The following is a 17,129-nucleotide window of genomic DNA, read 5'->3' as shown; positions in this document are numbered from 1 at the left end:
TATTATATTTACTTTTCTATATAGTTAGTCTCAAATTTATAAGTCCCTGCTTCTACATGAATTTCAAAAGAACTGGAAGTAGTATTTACTAATTTGACTTTTGAACTATCCTTAAAAACCTGTCCATTTAACACTAATCCTTTAGAAGAATTAGCAGGAATAATTACATTCCCTGAAGTATTTGGAGGAATAACAACTTCAAGTATAAAGTTGTCGTTTTTAATCTCCCATGCACTAGAAACCTCACCGTAAGGGGTATTTAATTTAGCTGAAGCTGAGGTTAATGGTTGATGAGGCTGTGGAGCTATTTTTATTACTTTATACCCTGCTTCTAACGGTGCAATTCCTGCAATACGTTCATACATCCATTGGCCTATAGCTCCATATGCGTAATGGTTTAAACTATTCATATTTTGAGGATTAAATCCTTCCTCTTTGCTATAACTATTCCAACGCTCCCAAATAGTAGTGGCTCCTTGATTAATTGAATAAAACCAGGAAGGATACGTTTCATTAAATAGTAATTTATACATCAAATCAATCTCTCCCATTTCATCTAAAACTTTAGATAATAATGGTGTTCCTAAAAACCCAGTACGTAAATGATCGTCTGCCTCATGAATTTTTTCTAGAAGATGCTTTTGGGCATTTGGTTTAATTTCGTCGTTTATTAAATCAAAGGCTAAGGCTAATAAATAGGAAGTTTGCGTTTCCGTTACATTTTTTACTTTACCAGTTTCATCAAAATATTCATTCTCAAATGCTTTTGCTACATCTTTGTAAAGTTGCTCATATTTCTTGGCTTCGCCCATTTTCCCTATAACTTCTGCACTTAAAGCAGTAAGTTTTGCTGAGCGCGCAAAAAAAGCAGTTCCTATTAAATTTCGGGAGGTATCTCCTCTAGTATTATCATTTTTTGAAAATGGTTGAAGCCAATCGGAAAATGACATCATATTTGAAATATAATTCTCAGACATCTGTTTATGATGAGCTACCCAACGCTTCATCATTTCATAATTATCCTCTAAAAATCCACTATCACCAGTTCGCCTATATATTTCCCAGGGTATGATAACGCATACATCACCCCATCCTGAACTGGCTATTTTGTTCTTAGTTGCATCGGGTACAGTCCAAGGAATCGCTCCATTTTCTAATTGAGCCTCCCGAACACTTTGCATCCAACTTGCCCAAAATTTATATACATCTGCATTAAACATAGAAGTAGGCCCAAAAACTTGAGCATCTCCTGTCCATCCCAATCTTTCATCACGTTGAGGACAATCTGTAGGAATATCAAAAAAGTTCCCCCTCAATCCCCAAACAATATTACTTTGCAGTTGGTTTAATTTGTCGTGAGAAGAAACGAAAGTACCATTATCATCAAAATCTGAATATTGAACTATACCTGTAACCCAGTTCTTTCTCGGTTCCTGTGTACTGTCAAACCCACTAAGCTCAACATATCTAAATCCATGAAATGTAAACTTGGGCATATAAGAAACAACTCCATCTTTTGAGGCTATATAATAATCTGTAGACCTGGCCGAACGGTAATTTTTTGTATAAAATGAACCATCTGGTGCAAGCATTTCAGCAAATCTTATTTTAAGCGTATCCCCTTTTTTCATAGGTACGTTAACCAAAGGAACTCCAACCATGTTTTGTTCTAAATCAAAAATTAAAGTTTCCTCTCGTTTTATTATTTCTTTTGGTGATAGTTTAATTTTATCCTTAACAGTATTATGTCGCTTCGGTTCTAAATTAACTTTCTCTTCTAGATTTTCAACCTGAACTACTTTCCAAGCACTATCATTGAAACTATTAGTGGCCCAGTTTGGCATTTCTAAATTTGCATTATATATCTCACCATCATATATTTCTGAAAATTGAAGTGGTCCATTAGTCATTGCCTTCCAAGATTTATCAGTTACAATAAATTTCCTTGAACCATCTTCCATTATCATTTCTAACTGACATAAAACTTTAGGAGAAACAGTATTATTCCATGGAGTGTTACCCCATAACAATCTACCTGAATGCCAACCAGAAGCTAGTTCTATACCAATGGTGGTTTCTTCAGGTTCTATTAAATTGGTAACATCATAAGTAATAGTTTCGATACGTTTATCATAGGTAGTAAAACCTGGGGGCATTACGTCATCACTAACATCTTGCCCATTTATGGATACATCAAATACTCCTTTAGCAGTTATATATAACCTGGCGGAAACAACATCATTTGAAAGTTTAAACTTTTTCCTTAAATACTGAGGTTTATGAATAAGTGTTCCCCCTTTACCTTTAATACTATCTTTTGCAGTATCTAAACCAATCCATTGTGCTTTCCAATCAGAATTATTCAAAAGACCTAGTTCAAATGAATTTACTTCACTCCATTGTGAAACTTTACCATCTTGATTCCAAAACCTAACTTGCCAATATACTTTTTGACGCGATTCTAGTGCTTTTCCTTGATACTTAATCCAGTTAGAAGTATCTGTATCTTGTTTACCTGAATCCCATAAATCTCCTTGATTTGGTAAATTATCTTTTCTACTAGCTACCACCACTTGATATGCGGACTGCTTTTTAATATTTTCAGAAACTGGTAGTTTCCATGAAAATGTAGGTTCAGGATTATAAAACCCTAATGGATTTTTAAAACCTTCAGAAATAGTTAAATCAACTGCTGGCATCAATTGTTGTTTATTAGAACAGGAAACCTGGCTTGAAAAAACAAAACAAACTAATAATAGTGAGAGATATTTCAGTGTATTTTTCTTTAACATTTGTTAGAAATTAATATTGATATTGCTTTTAAGAAACAACTATAAAAACTATTATAATTTTAAATCATTGACTAAAATTCGTATCATAATACCACGTATCATATAGAATACTGTACCAATGAATTTTTGAAACTTTACGTGGAATTTAAGCATAAGTAGTTGAAAGTCGTCAACTAATAGCTTTAATCCGGATGCTAAATTTAGTTAATGAATATTTTGTTTTTATACTGCTTTGTAGGGGTGTTATTAAAAACTGTAAATAAGAATATAATAATTAAATTTAACGTTATCTATTCCATATAAAACACTTCTTCTAAAGGGATGGAAACGGGTGAATTATCCAAATTTACTTCCATTATATCTGCCATATAATCCCACCATTTTCTTACAATATCTACATTAGATAAATTTTGAGAACTTCCACTACCTTGAACTTTTTGATATCCGAAAAGGGTATTTGTTTCCTCATCAAGAAATATAGAATACTCGCTTACACCATTATCTTTTAATAATTTTTTAAGTTCGGGCCATATCTTGTCATGACGGTCTTTATAAGCTTGTTTTTGATCCTCTTTTAGTTTCATTTTAAAGGCTATTCGTTGCATAAAACTATTTTTTTAATCTAATTATTATGTATATAATTTTCTAATAAAGCTTTCACTTCATTTACACTTCCATTTTTAAGTCCGCCACTGGTTGCCCCTGTAATCCAATAAAGTACCATTCCTGCATCTGAGCAATCCCATTTTCCTTTTTGGAAATTAACGACATCATCTATTTCAGCCATCTTTCCCATTAACCAAACAAATTTTATACGGTCATCAGAATGATTCTTTGCCCAATCCCATTGATGCTCATCAACTTTTAAATTAATGTTTTGGTCTGGAATACGCACTTCCTCAACACCAAAATCTATTATTTCTTTCCATTTATAAAAATCTCCCGCATCATCGTTAGCTGGGTGGTGGGTTATGACTTTAACAAATTGATGTTTTTGCTTATTAGAAGCTTCCAAAGCAAAACCTATAATGTCTGGTTCTCCTGCCTCAATAATCCATAAAGGGTCTTCTTTTGATGAATTATTTATTGCTTTACTCAAATCTTTGATTGTTTCATCTAATTGCCATTTGGCATCATAAAAAGTTAAGTTCTCAAAACCACCCCATCGCCTTGCTGTACCATTACAGGCAGTTTGCATCATAGCATGTCTTTCATATTCTGCTGCTTCAGATATTCTATTTACACGAACTAAATCACAACTATGTGAATAATGCACTAATCTATTTTCTAATCCTACAGCACGAAGTAATGCAATAGAAATGGCAGTACCTCCCAAATCATCTGGATCTGGAGAATTCCCATCAGCAATAATTGCTATTCTCCCTTTTGGTGCATTAACTTTTGATTGAGCTCCTGTTATATTAAAAACCATACAAACAGCAACTGTATATATTAAATTTTTCATCATCATTTATTTTTAAAAAAACATTTGATTTTATACTAAAATCGGATTTTAAATTTTTTATAGTTATAGAAAGTTACTTATCACTGCGAAAGTTGATTTCTTTTGGTCCCATAGCAACTGGAGTATAATTAATGTCTTTTGTTAATATGAATTTATCAAATTCAAAACCGTCCTCTCTCATACTAAATTGTACATCATGAAATCCTTTATTTTTAACATCTAAATATATAAAATGAGGTACTCCACAATGCTGATCTCTTGTTCGTTGCCTACTTGCCCAAGTCCATTTATTTTTTCCGTCGCACCATTGCATTCTATTACCGTGTTCAGGCCAAGAATTATTTAAACCTACATGAATACCATTATCCTCACTCCCTGCACTAAAGGCACGTACCCATACATAATAACGTCCAGGTGAATTAAACTTTACGCTGTAACTCACAATTGCAACTTTTCCCGCTTCATTAGAGAAATTTTGACCATGAATTAATGTATCTGAATGTGTAACCCTAGTATCTGGCAGTACCTTTAGGTAAGAATCATTACTAGCTCCAGAACAGTGCTTTTCAATAGTACCTAACTCTAAAGGCACTGTTTGATCTTTGACAATTTTGTACCATTGTCTTACCTCTGAATTTGTTTGTTTATAAAAATTTTCAGCTTCTACTACTACTAAACCTTGTTTTTCTTCAAAATAAAACTCTTTAGAAACTTCTGATTCAACTAAACTGCTGGTTTGGGCAGTCATATGTAAGCTTAGAAACAATATAAAACTTCCCCATAGATAACTTATTCCAATATCCATACATTAGGGTTTTACTCTCAAGGTCACTGTCTTTAAATCTTCTTTTTTAGAAGATGTCCCTATAGAAATAGTAAAAGTTCCGGGCTCTATTACCTTTTTCAAATCTTGATTTAAAATATTAAGCTCCTCAAACCCTAATTTAAATGTCACCGTTTTAGTTTCTCCAGGTTTTAAAGAAACGCGTTCAAACCCTTTAAGCATTTTAAGATAACGTCCTACGGAGGCATAGTCATCACGAACATACATTTGTACTATTTCATCTCCATATCGATTTCCCGTGTTTGTGACTTCTACAGAAATGGTTGTTTCTTCCCCAACTTTGATATTAGCTTTTTCTAATTTTGGAGCACCATATTCAAAAGTGGTATAACTTAAACCATAACCAAAAGGAAATAATGGACTTTTATCTTCATCTTTATATAGTCCCTTTCCAGATCCTATAAAGTCAGGGCGTTCTAAATATGTTACAGGAAGTTGATTGACAGATCTTGGAAAAGAAACAGTTAATTTCGCCCCTGGGTTGATATCTCCAAAAATAGCATCTGCTATTGCATCTCCAGAATGCATTCCTAAATACCATGTTTCTAAAATGGAAGGAATATTTTCAACCATGTAATTAATAGCTAATGGACGTCCATTAATTAGAACAACGATAACGGGTTTTCCTGTATTATGAATAGCTTCCACTAATTCTTTTTGTACACCATACAGATCCAAACTGGCACGGTCGGCACCTTCTCCACCTGTACGACGTGACCCTCCAACCACCAGTACAACTGCATCAGATTTGTTTGCCATAGCGACAGCTTCTGGAATAGATTCTTTTGAATCATTTAATAGATCGCATCCTTTAGCATAGTTTATTTTAATATCATTCCCTACTTTATTTTTAATACCATCTAGTACAGAAACATAAAATGGTGGTAGTCCTGAATAACCTCCAAGCAAAGAATAAGAACCTTTATTTGGTCGTGTCTCGTGAGCATTAGGCCCAATTATAGCCAACGAATTAATCTTAGCTTTTTCTAAGGGTAATAAATCATTATCATTTTTTAATAAGATGATTGCTTTTTGAGCCATCTCATGAGCAAATCTTTGATGTTCCTTTCTGCTAACAATAGTATCTGCTTTAACATCTTTCAAATTAGAACCAAAAAGCCCCAACTTATATTTTGCTTTTAAAATACGTGAGGTAGCCTTATCTATATACTTTACTAATTCTGGATTTTTAGTAATTGTATCTTTTAAAACATTTTCGTGATAGGTATAAAGGTCTAATGGCTTCCCTAAAACCAAGTCCATATCTACTCCTGCTTGTAGTCCTAATAATGCAGCTTCAGCTCTCGTTTCAGTAATATAATGCATCGTCTGCAATCGTCCAACATCATTATTATCTGACACAATAAATCCGTTAAAACCTAACTCTTCCCTTAAAACATCCTGCAATAACCACTTATTCATATGGCATGGTACACCATTAAAATCTTGATGACCTGGCATAATACAGGCTACTTCGGCTTCTTTGACTGCAGCTTCAAAGGGAGGTAAAAAAACTTCTCTTAATCTACGTTCAGACATATCACTGAAACCCCCATTAATTCCTCTTCGATTTTCGGGATATCCAACAAAATGTTTTGCAGTAGCCATCACATGATTTTCATCAAACTGTTCTTCTCCCATGCCTTGCATCCCTTGAATAAAGGCAACCCCCATCCTAGATACTAAATATGGGTCTTCTCCATAAGACTCTTCTACTCTTCCATATCTAGGATCTCCAGAAATAACATCTAAATTAGGAGAATAAATATGAGTGATGTTTAAAGCTCGGGCTTCTATTGCTGTTTGCGCTGCCATTTTTTTTATTAATGCAGGTTCCCACGTGGACCCAGCTGCTATTGCCTGCGGATAAACAGTAACACCATCGTACCATAAACCATGTAGCCCTTCTCCAAATTTCATGAAAGGGATGCCTAATCGATCATTTGCAGGAGCATCTTGCGTCATTTCAGCAATCTTCTCTTCTAAGGCCATTTTATTAATTAAACTTGATACCTTTTTATCAATTTCTTTATCTGATAAAGGTTTTGAGTGTTCATTATTTTGTGCTTCAACATTGAAGTAAGAGATAATTAATACACTTATTAACCATAGTTTTTTCATCAATAATAAATTTTTGTTATTTATAATTACGTAATCCGGGAAGTACTTTAACAGATAATTCATGATTATCTTTAGGCCATCGTAAAATTGTTAATTTCTGAGTATTTGAATCCCAAATAAAATCTGATGGAGTAACGTTTTGTGGACACTTATAGGTTTCTAGTCCTACATTTTTCAATGGATTATAAAATAGTACTACATCATTCTCTATAATTACCGAAAAACCGTCGGGATAATGTCGATTAGCGCCGATAAAAATTTTAGATGCTCCTTTACTGTTATCACTTTGAACCTTTAAATTTAAAGTTCTAGTAGCATGATTAAATAAAAAGTTTTGGATGTCTCCCGCAATTATTTGAGGATACGGACGTGCTATAACATCGGTTATATATTTTCTTTCAACTGTACCCACAGCAGTACTATCACTATAAATCGCCCAGGTGGATGGGCCACCAGGTAAAAAATTTTGCATACTACGATTCCCTAAAAACCATGCTTTTATTGACCCAACACCCATCTTATCGAATACCTCTGCTGTTCTAATATATAATTCTTGATATGATAATTGCCCAAGTTTGCCATCTATAATGGTATCAGTAGTAGCAAAAGTAGGAAAGCCCCACTCACCTATTAAAATTGGAGCATTTAGCATGGCAGATTCTTTATCAAACCTATCCATCACAGGTTTTATAAAATCAATGTTATTTTGATAAATGTGGGGTGCAAAAACAATATTTTTCCTATTTATCGGTGAAGTTATTTCGGCATATTGATTGTTATCAATTCCTTCCCCCTTGTTCATAAAAATGGATTGAACAAGAATCTTTTTGTTTGGATTTATTTTTTGACTTTCATCTATTATCTTTTGATAAAGTGGAATAAGATAATCTTTTGTTAATCTTGAGTATGATATTTCCATTGTTAACTTTCTTGGTTCATTAACAATATCATAGCCCAAAACAGAAGGATAATCAGAAAATCTTTTCCAAATAACTTTCCAAGCGTTAATATAAGTTAGATATTCATTATTACTATTACGCCAGAATTCCTCCCATTTAAAATCTTTAACCCCATAAACAGTCATTTTAAAAACCGTTTTTATTCCAACATTTTTTCCTAAATTAACTAATGTATCTAATTTTCTAAGGTAATTTTCATCCAATTTCCCTCCAGGAAAAGTACTAAGCTTCCCCAATTCTAATCTAATAACTTGAGTATTTGCTCCCAATCTTACCATTCTAAAATAATCGTCACTATCAAAATAAACTTCACCTTTATGGTCATTTGTATTTACAACAAATCCCCTTGGAATTATATGCCTCCCTTGTTCGTCTCTTAACCCATGTTTAATCTGAGAAAAAATGGCTGAATGTATTATTACAAAAAAAAGTAACGTAATTATTTTCATAGTAAACTGTTTGAAGGAATTAAAAATATTAAGGTCGAAATGAAGATGTTTCGACCTTAATAAAAGCTAACTAAAAACTAAACTACCTATATCCATTATTTGTTGGATCTGACTCTAATAAATTAGGATTGGTTTGTAACTCTTGAAGTGGTATAGGCAACTTAACATGCCATGGTTTGATATTTTTATCAGGATTCCAAAATCTATACTCTAGGTTCTGAACTACGTCAAGTAAAATCCCCCATCTTATTAAGTCGTAACGTCTCATACACTCTCCTGCCAACTCCCATTTACGCTCATCGTATATTGCTTCTCTAAATTGCTGCTGACTAAGTCCTGAAAGTTCTGCTTCTGCAGTGGTTTCAAAAGCACGCTCACGTACTTCATTGATATATTGATATGCATTACCTGGTCCATTAATTTCATTTTCACACTCTGCTGCCATTAAGTATACATCGGCTAAACGAAATATCAACCTATTATCACTATGATTAAATCGCGGAGAATCATCTACATCTAGATTCCAAACTTTCCCCATGTATGGGAAATTTAATTCAAAACCTAAATAATTATCAACTATATTTATTGATCTTCTTAAATCATTTTCTGGAAATTTTTCTGCAAAATCTTTAGATGCTACTTGCAAACCTGTTCCATTAAATGCCTCTCCTCTTTCTGAAAGTGCATTTTCTAAAGCACTTCTCTCACTAGAATTTTTAGGTTCATCTCTCAAGCGCGGGGCAAACATACTTGGTCTCCAGTTACCATTTCCAAATACAGTTGGATAACTCCCATCCGCACCTAACGTACCTTCTTCAAACTGCCCTCTGATATCTTTAGCAAAGTCTAAAGACCATATAATTTCATCATTATATTCGTTTTTCGGATCAAAGACATCCGCATAATTTGATAATAGCCTATGCGGAGATTCATTTATTATCTCTAGACATTTATCTAACGCAGATTGCCATTGTTGCTCCTGCATATATACTTTAGCCTCTACAATTGCTGCTGCCCATTTAGAAGCTCTCCCTCTTTGTTCTTCAGAATAGGTAGATTTCAAATATTTTTGTGCAAATTGTAAATCAGTTAGAACAGTAGCTATAATTAGGTCTTCATCTGTTCTATCTAAAATTCGAATCTCTTCTAATTCTAGATCTTCTGTATAAAATGGCGCATCTCCCCATAGGTTTACAATATGCCAATAACACAAAGCACGGATAAATCGAACTTCACCTATTATTTCTAGTTGAGCATCTGCAGCTATTGCATCATTACCATCTACCCGGTTTATAATAATATTAGCGTTATAAATAACTCGGTATAAATCTCTCCAAGTATCAGAAACACTCATTTTTTGCGCTGAAACATCAGCAATAGCCTCGTTCAAAGAATAATTGCCTATCGGTTCTATAATGTCCGCAGCCCTATTTGGTTCTAAAATATCAGCTCCGTTGTCATAAAAAAGATCTAAACCTAACTGTCCGTAAATAGAGTTATTCTTTAAAATACTATATAAACCAACCACAGCTTGACGTACATCTGACTCTGATTCATAAAATGTTTCTGGAGCAATTAATGCTTTAGGATCTTCCTCTAAAAAACTCTCACAACTAATGCATGAGCAAATTGCAAAAACGTATAGAAATATATTTTTAATTTTCATTGTTGTAAATTTTTAAAATGTTACGTTTAAACCAAGGGTTATAGTTCTAGGGTTTGGATAAGCACCATCATTATACCCTTGTGCTATGTTCCCTAAACCACTTCTACCAAACTTGCTACCTTCAGGATCAATTAGTCTAAAATCTGACCATAGGAATAAGTTTGTTCCGGTTAAATAAATGGATGCATTTTTTAAACCATCAAGTCCCATTTTCTCTACTGGCATATTGTAAGTCAATCTTACATTTTTAAGCCTTATATGAGAACCGTCTTCTACATATGCTGAGTTAGGTGGTGTTGAAGTTACAGCGTCACCGCCTGCTCGTGGAATGTCTGAGGTAGGGTTATCTGGAGTCCAACGGTCTGCAACTTCAGCGAATTTTGTAGTTTCTCCACGATTAAAAAAATGATTTTGCATTCTTAAATTATATACTTCATTTCCTTCTGTTCCTTGCAAGTAGATTGAAAAATCGAAGTTTTTATAACTAAAGGTATTTTCAAATCCAAAGATGATATCTGGCAAAGGACTTCCTAATACTACTGCATCTTCTCTTGAGATAATCCCATCTCCATTTTCATCATGATATTTAGCACCACCAACAACCTGTGGATCCGTTAATCCTGAGGCATCTATCTCTTCTTGACTTTTCCATGTTCCTAAGAATTTAACTCCTGTAAATACGGGTACCGATTCACCGACCATAAGTCTTGTATTTCCTGAACCCAATATTTCATCTACTACTACGTCAATATAGTCTACATCCCCTAAATCTAGAATCTTGTTTTTATTGGAAGACAACATAAGGGTTGATTTCCAGTTAAAGTTCTCATTAGTTATATTGATCGTATTTAAACTAAATTCCCATCCTTTATTTTCTAAGGATCCAACATTTTGTAATTGGCTCGTAAAACCTGTTTGTTTTGGAATGGTCACATCCAATAGTAAATCATTCGTTTTTTTATAGTAATAATTCAACTCGGTGAATATTCTACCATTGAATAACGAAGCTTCTAATGCGATATCCAATGAATTTGTTGTTTCCCATTTTAAATTAGGATTGGAAGGTCTTCCTAATGTTAAACCTGTTTGTTGAATTCCATTTAAAGTTGTATTGGCTTCCACTAAAATTCCTTTAGTTCTATAAGGATCGATTGCTTGATTACCCGATTTACCATAACTCGCACGTAATTTCAACTCTTTAAAAACCTCCTGATTTCTCATAAATGGTTCTTCTGTAATTTTCCACGCTGCAGCTACAGAAGGATAAAATTCATACTTATTATCTTCCGCAAATACAGAACTTCCATCTGTTCTTCCCACTAAGGTTAATAAATATTTATCTTTAAATGAATAATTTAATCTTCCAAAGAAAGAGGCGATTTGAAAACCATTGTAATCGCTAGTTACGATACTTCTTACAGGATCTGAATTGCTTAGGTTATTGAAACCTGTAGCATCATTGGTAATTCCATAAGCTTCGGACTCTGCAATTTCAGTTTTAACTTTCTGAAAAGAAGCTCCAGCTAGTGCTGTAATATTATGATTCTCTCCTATATCAGTTTGATATTGAACTGTATTTTCATTGTTCCAGCCTTTGGTTGCAACTGTTCTAACACTTGCACTTCCGCCTTCCCCCAAGTACAATAGATTTGGACTTTGACTAGATGTAAATCTATTTTGTTTTGAATTATCAAATTCTGGACTAAAAGTAGAACGGATAATCCATTTTGGGGAAGGACTAAAGTCAATATAAAAAGATCCTAAAAAATTATTTCTAAATGTTTCATTTGTATTCAATGCTATATTAGCAATTGGATTGGACCACGGTGAACCCACCACTTCATCAAAGCCATTATAGGTTCCATCGTCATTATATATGGCTTGGGTTGGAAGTGTTGCTATTGCGTTTCCGAAATTAGCAAGTCCATTTTGTTGATCTATATAAGAATAGTTCACCCTAAACCCTGTTTTTAACTTATCACTTAATCTAATATCAATGTTGGATCTAAATATGTACTTTTCTATACCTGTACTTTTAATTATTCCTTCCTGATTAAAGTAGTTTAAAGATGTATAATAATTTACATGATCATTAGATCCAGTTAAAGACATATCCGCATTATAGATTGGTGCTGGACCTAATAACAAATCAAACCAATCATTATTTGGATAAGTTGATGGATCATCTGGAAAAGGTATTGCTGCTCCTCTGAAAGCTGCACTCTCATTGGTGTAAGCAATTTGTTCTGGCTGAGATAACATCTTAGGTAACTCTGGAACCATCTGCATGCTCGTATAAACATTAGCACTTACTTCAGGCTTTCCTACTCCGGCTCCTGTACCTGTTTTGGTTGTAACTAATACAACTCCATTTGCTCCCCTTGAACCATAAATGGCAATAGAGGAAGCATCTTTTAAAATCTCAATAGATTTAATATCATTACTACTAATATTATTTAAATTAAAGTTAGTTCCTACCACAATACCGTCAATTACCCATAAAGGCTCGTTACTTCCAGTGATAGAATTTCCTCCTCGAACCCTAATTACCGAACCAGCACCAGGCGCTCCACTCGTTTGCGTTACTTGAACCCCTGCAGCTCGTCCTTGTAATGCTTGATCTACTCGTGATACTGGATTCACATTGACATCCTCTGCACTAACACTTGAAACTGATCCTGTTAAATCGGATTTTCTTTGTGTTCCATATCCAATTACAACAACTTCATCCAAAGTATTATCTGCTTCCAAAGTCACATCAATTTCTGTTTGACTCCCTACCAAAACTTCTTTTTTTGCGAAGCCTACATAAGAAAAAATAAGGGCTTCATCAGCGGATGCTTCAATCGTATAAAAACCATCAAAATCGGTGGTAGTCCCTTTGCTAGTTCCTTTAATGATTACTGTTGCCCCTGGCAATGGTTGCCCATCAGCAGACACAGTTCCTTTTACTATTTGGGCTTGTAAAGAAGAATAACAAAACATCATAAGAATTATTCCAAAAAATGAACTGTTATACCGCAATAAAAATTTAGCTTTTGATTTCATATAATTTTTAATGTTAGTTAGAATACCTCAAAATAATCGTTAAATAATTTAATTCTTGTCCTGTTTTATCCTGTTAAATTATTATTTAATAAATATTGACATCTTTTATAGTCTATTCTATAGAATCTATTACTAAAAAAAGCTGTCCCATATGGGACAGCTTTTTGGTTCTGATATGACAAAAAATAATTTACAATTGTAATTGGTTGATTTATTCTGGCACAAGTTTAATTAATTTTACAGCATGTGCTTCCAAATCTACTTTTAAGGTAAGTTTTCCATCCTTTTTATCTATGATAGAATCTGTAATAGTTTGAGGCAACGCTGCCATTTCTTGATATTTAGTAAAATTAGCGTTAAATACATTTTTCCATCCATCTTCAAAACGGTCCGATGCTCTATTGCCGTATATACGCCCATTAGTTTTTTCACTAACTCCAGCAGCTCTGATATCTTTATAGAGCTCATGGATAAAGACACCATGGTTTTTATCTACAGTCCACTCATTCATTTTCCATTTAGAATCACCATTTATAAAACCTCCCTCTAATTGAGGGTATAGCGTTCTTTTTGAACTACTATTTCTAGAAGTATTATGGTTGTACACCAATAAATAAATCGCATCACCCTTAACTACCGGTACTACGCCTGCATGCTCATTTATGTGATCAATAGCGGCTACTCTACTACCTCCTTGCATCATTAAAAACATTTCGGTAACATTTTTTCTTGCTTGTGGTAAATTACCTAACTCAAACTCTTGACCCCAATCATAAATTTCTGCCAATCTATAATCGTAAGCAAGATCAGCTATCCTGGCATACCAACTAGCACCTAACTCTGTTGCGTCGTTTAAACTAAGACCTCTAACTTTATTTTCATCACGCAAAATTCCAAATTCTTGAATATCAAATGGAATATCCCTAAACTGAGGATAACTATCGAGTTTATCCCTGTACTGTTCAACTGTATTTTTAAATCGCACAGTATTTTCATCAATTTTCTCATAGTAAGAAATACAAAAGAAATCCATTTGTGTCCCCTTTTCTCCTGTAGCATAATTAACCCCATTGGCACAGTGATCTATAATTTCTGTAGTAAATGTGGCGTTCCCCTCTGTTAAATTATTTCCTGGACCAATAATAGCATCTGGTATTACCTTTAAAACCTCATCTACAGTGATGTCGTAATGTTTAAAAAAGTCTTCCTTGGTACCATTCCAATGTTCTGGTACATAATTTGGTTCTGTGGCTACTCTAAATCGCCAAGTTTTTACTTCTTCGAAACCAAATTCATTAATTAATGCCATTAAAAAAGCACTTATATATTGCCTCCATATATTGTAATCATCTGGTGGGTTGGTATTCCCATAGGTATTAATTTCTTGTTCAGCATTCATTGCCCAGGGTACATTGTCCAATACAATACGAGGTTTTAATCCAGTTAGCATAAAACCTTGCATACTACTTATCAAATCACTGAAATCTGTAATGATATTTCCATTGCTGTCCACACCTTTATAAAAGTTATTTAAATCATCTGTTCTTCCTCCAAGCACTCGAACTAAATTGAAACTTTTCACATATGACTTTACATCTTCTACAGAAGCTCTAAATCCTGCGCTATTAAATCTAGTTTGATTAATCATCGGTCGTGTAGACCAAAAATTATAAAATGATCCCACAGTTGCACCTGTATTTATACTTACGATTTTATCAGGATCTAGAGCTGTTTCTTCAGGGTTTTCTATATCTGGATTATCTATTATCTCTGTGATTTTCTCCGTATTAGAGCAAGAAAATTGTAGCATCGTGACCATAAAAATTGTCACGATGAAATTGATTTTTTTTGGGGTCATCATATTTTAAAAAGGTTGAATCGTATATAATTTATTTAAAGGAAAATATATAATAACTTTATTATCCACGCAAAAAAATGTATTTTTCATCAGGATTAAATACCATTAAATTGCTAAAATAAGCCTTCCAATATTATTTTTATTCATTCATAACGGCCTTAGGTCCGTCATAGTCGTAAGTAAACCAATCAACATCAATATAACCAGAGTCTTCTTTTTCATTCCAAGAAAAGAACCCTAATCTATCCCCTGTCCATTTACCAAAAGCTATGGTGAAAGTAGGTCCAAATTTCTTAAAAGTATTTCCGTCCAAACTATATTCATACGTGGCTTGATTACTTTTATTCGAAGTACGAATATATAACTCATTACTGGTTATTTCAGGACCCATTATTTTTTTAGACAGCGGATTCATATAGAACAAGTGTTTTTTACCATTTGTATCTACTTCTATTCCTAATAAATTAAACACGCCCCCAAAACGCACAAAACCAGCTAATTGATGAGGTTTCATTCCTGAAACATCAAACTTAGCTATTGCAGTGCCAGTAGTTACCCCCATGATTCTTTGACTTAACGTATTATTCGCTCTCCAAAAATCTGAATCTGAGCCATCATTATTAGTCCACTCATTAATGTTTGGTCCAAAGCCCTTATCATTTGGTAATACTTTACTCGCCTTCAATCTTAACCAGCCCGTTCTCTCGGTTAAAGACCAGTGACTATTTCTAGGGTTATGATTCCATTCCCATTGCATTCCTAATTTTGCATTGGAAAAATCATCATCAGTACTTGGTGCCTCTATAGGGAATCCTTTAATTGGTTTTTTATGCTGTTTAACAGGTTCTCCTACACCATCATTATCTTCATCTATTCCAATTATAGGCCAACCATCTATCCATTCAACTGGCTCTAAACACTGTGGCCTCCCTTGAAACGGAATATCATCATTTTGAATTAATTGATGCATATACCACCACGATTCATCTGGAGCTTGTATTAACGCTCCTTGACTAGCACTTCTATTATTAAAGACAGATCCTTTTTCCAGTACCGTTTTTACCTCATATGGTCCATATATACTCTCTTTTGAACGTAGTACAATTTGTTTACGATCATTTTTAGGATTTTTCACTCCAGGTTTAGTAGAGGTATCACCCATTGTCCACTGTGCGATAAATATATACCACGTGCCATCGATTTTATATATTTTAGCTGCTTCTGCACCCATTCCAGTATATACTAATCTACCTTCATCTAGAATCTCGGTACCATCCCAACTCATTTCATAAATCCGATTCTCATTCCCTTCTATAGTATTACTTTCACTTTTTTGCTTTCCACCAGTATTAATAATTACATAAGCTTTATGTGCTTCTTCATCCCAATATACTGCAGGATCATCTAAAACTTTTTCTTTTGGAAGCATCATAGTTGGTTTACTCCATGGCCCTTTTATATTATTTGCTGTAGTAACCATTAATCCATGTTGATAATCTATTTGATAACAATACCATCTACCTTCGTGATATGCTAAATCTCCTGCCCAAACCCCAAAAGAGTACCCATTCATTCTATCCCAATTATACTCTGCTGCCCATGATAAACTATCAAAAACATGTCCTACATTTTTCCAATTCACCATGTCTTTTGACTCTAATATCGGCATCCCTGGAGACATATGTTGTTTGGAAGTAATCATATAATACGTATCGCCAACTTGTTCAATATCAGAATCTGGGTAATCGGCATTTAATACAGGGTTTTTATAAGTTCCATCACCTTGATCTCCCCAACTTCCTGTATGAGCTTGCAATTCTTCATTAGGATTAATTTCTTTATTTTCTGTTTTTGATTTACAACCAAAAAAAATAATACCTGAAATTAAAAAGAGTACTTTATAAACAGTTGAATATGACATCTTAAT

Annotated in this window: 10 protein-coding genes; all 10 read right to left on the bottom strand. The window is 33.8% G+C overall.

Annotated features, from left to right (window positions below):
* Positions 1-8: 8 nt before the first annotated feature.
* Positions 9-2,699 (bottom strand): family 78 glycoside hydrolase catalytic domain, encoded by a 2,691-nt coding sequence (locus ACN0TY_RS08565; protein ID WP_417444152.1) that lies wholly within the window; start codon positions 2,697-2,699, stop codon positions 9-11.
* A gap of 383 nt (positions 2,700-3,082) precedes the next feature.
* Complete coding sequence (rhaM, locus tag ACN0TY_RS08560) at positions 3,083-3,397, bottom strand: L-rhamnose mutarotase (RefSeq protein WP_417444151.1); 315 nt, start codon at positions 3,395-3,397, stop codon at positions 3,083-3,085.
* Between the two features lie 17 nt (positions 3,398-3,414).
* On the bottom strand, positions 3,415-4,257 hold the full coding sequence (locus tag ACN0TY_RS08555; RefSeq protein WP_417444150.1) for a hypothetical protein: 843 nt from the start codon (positions 4,255-4,257) through the stop codon (positions 3,415-3,417).
* 73 nt (positions 4,258-4,330) lie between these two features.
* A complete protein-coding gene (locus ACN0TY_RS08550; protein ID WP_417444149.1) occupies positions 4,331-5,062 on the bottom strand; it encodes a hypothetical protein in 732 nt (243 codons plus the stop codon).
* A 3-nt stretch (positions 5,063-5,065) separates the two neighbouring features.
* Positions 5,066-7,222, bottom strand: coding sequence for a beta-xylosidase (locus tag ACN0TY_RS08545; RefSeq protein ID WP_417444148.1), 2,157 nt, complete (start codon positions 7,220-7,222; stop codon positions 5,066-5,068).
* A 16-nt stretch (positions 7,223-7,238) separates the two neighbouring features.
* The gene (locus ACN0TY_RS08540; protein WP_417444147.1) at positions 7,239-8,630 is read right to left on the bottom strand and encodes a cellulase family glycosylhydrolase; all 1,392 of its coding nucleotides are present in this window, start codon (positions 8,628-8,630) and stop codon (positions 7,239-7,241) included.
* A gap of 82 nt (positions 8,631-8,712) precedes the next feature.
* Positions 8,713-10,296 (bottom strand): RagB/SusD family nutrient uptake outer membrane protein, encoded by a 1,584-nt coding sequence (locus ACN0TY_RS08535; RefSeq protein ID WP_417444146.1) that lies wholly within the window; start codon positions 10,294-10,296, stop codon positions 8,713-8,715.
* 12 nt (positions 10,297-10,308) lie between these two features.
* Positions 10,309-13,284, bottom strand: a complete 2,976-nt coding sequence (locus tag ACN0TY_RS08530) for a SusC/RagA family TonB-linked outer membrane protein (RefSeq protein WP_417444145.1) — start codon at positions 13,282-13,284, stop codon at positions 10,309-10,311.
* Between the two features lie 271 nt (positions 13,285-13,555).
* Positions 13,556-15,154, bottom strand: a complete 1,599-nt coding sequence (locus ACN0TY_RS08525) for a GH39 family glycosyl hydrolase (protein ID WP_417444144.1) — start codon at positions 15,152-15,154, stop codon at positions 13,556-13,558.
* 187 nt (positions 15,155-15,341) lie between these two features.
* A complete protein-coding gene (locus ACN0TY_RS08520) occupies positions 15,342-17,123 on the bottom strand; it encodes a glycoside hydrolase 43 family protein (RefSeq protein ID WP_417444143.1) in 1,782 nt (593 codons plus the stop codon).
* Positions 17,124-17,129 lie beyond the last annotated feature (6 nt).

The sequence above is a fragment of the Joostella sp. genome (assembly GCF_048266025.1).
In the GTDB taxonomy this organism is placed as follows: domain Bacteria; phylum Bacteroidota; class Bacteroidia; order Flavobacteriales; family Flavobacteriaceae; genus Galbibacter; species Galbibacter atrarenae.
The sequence above is the reverse complement of the archived record's forward strand: the minus strand, read 5'-3'. Positions and strand labels throughout refer to the sequence as shown.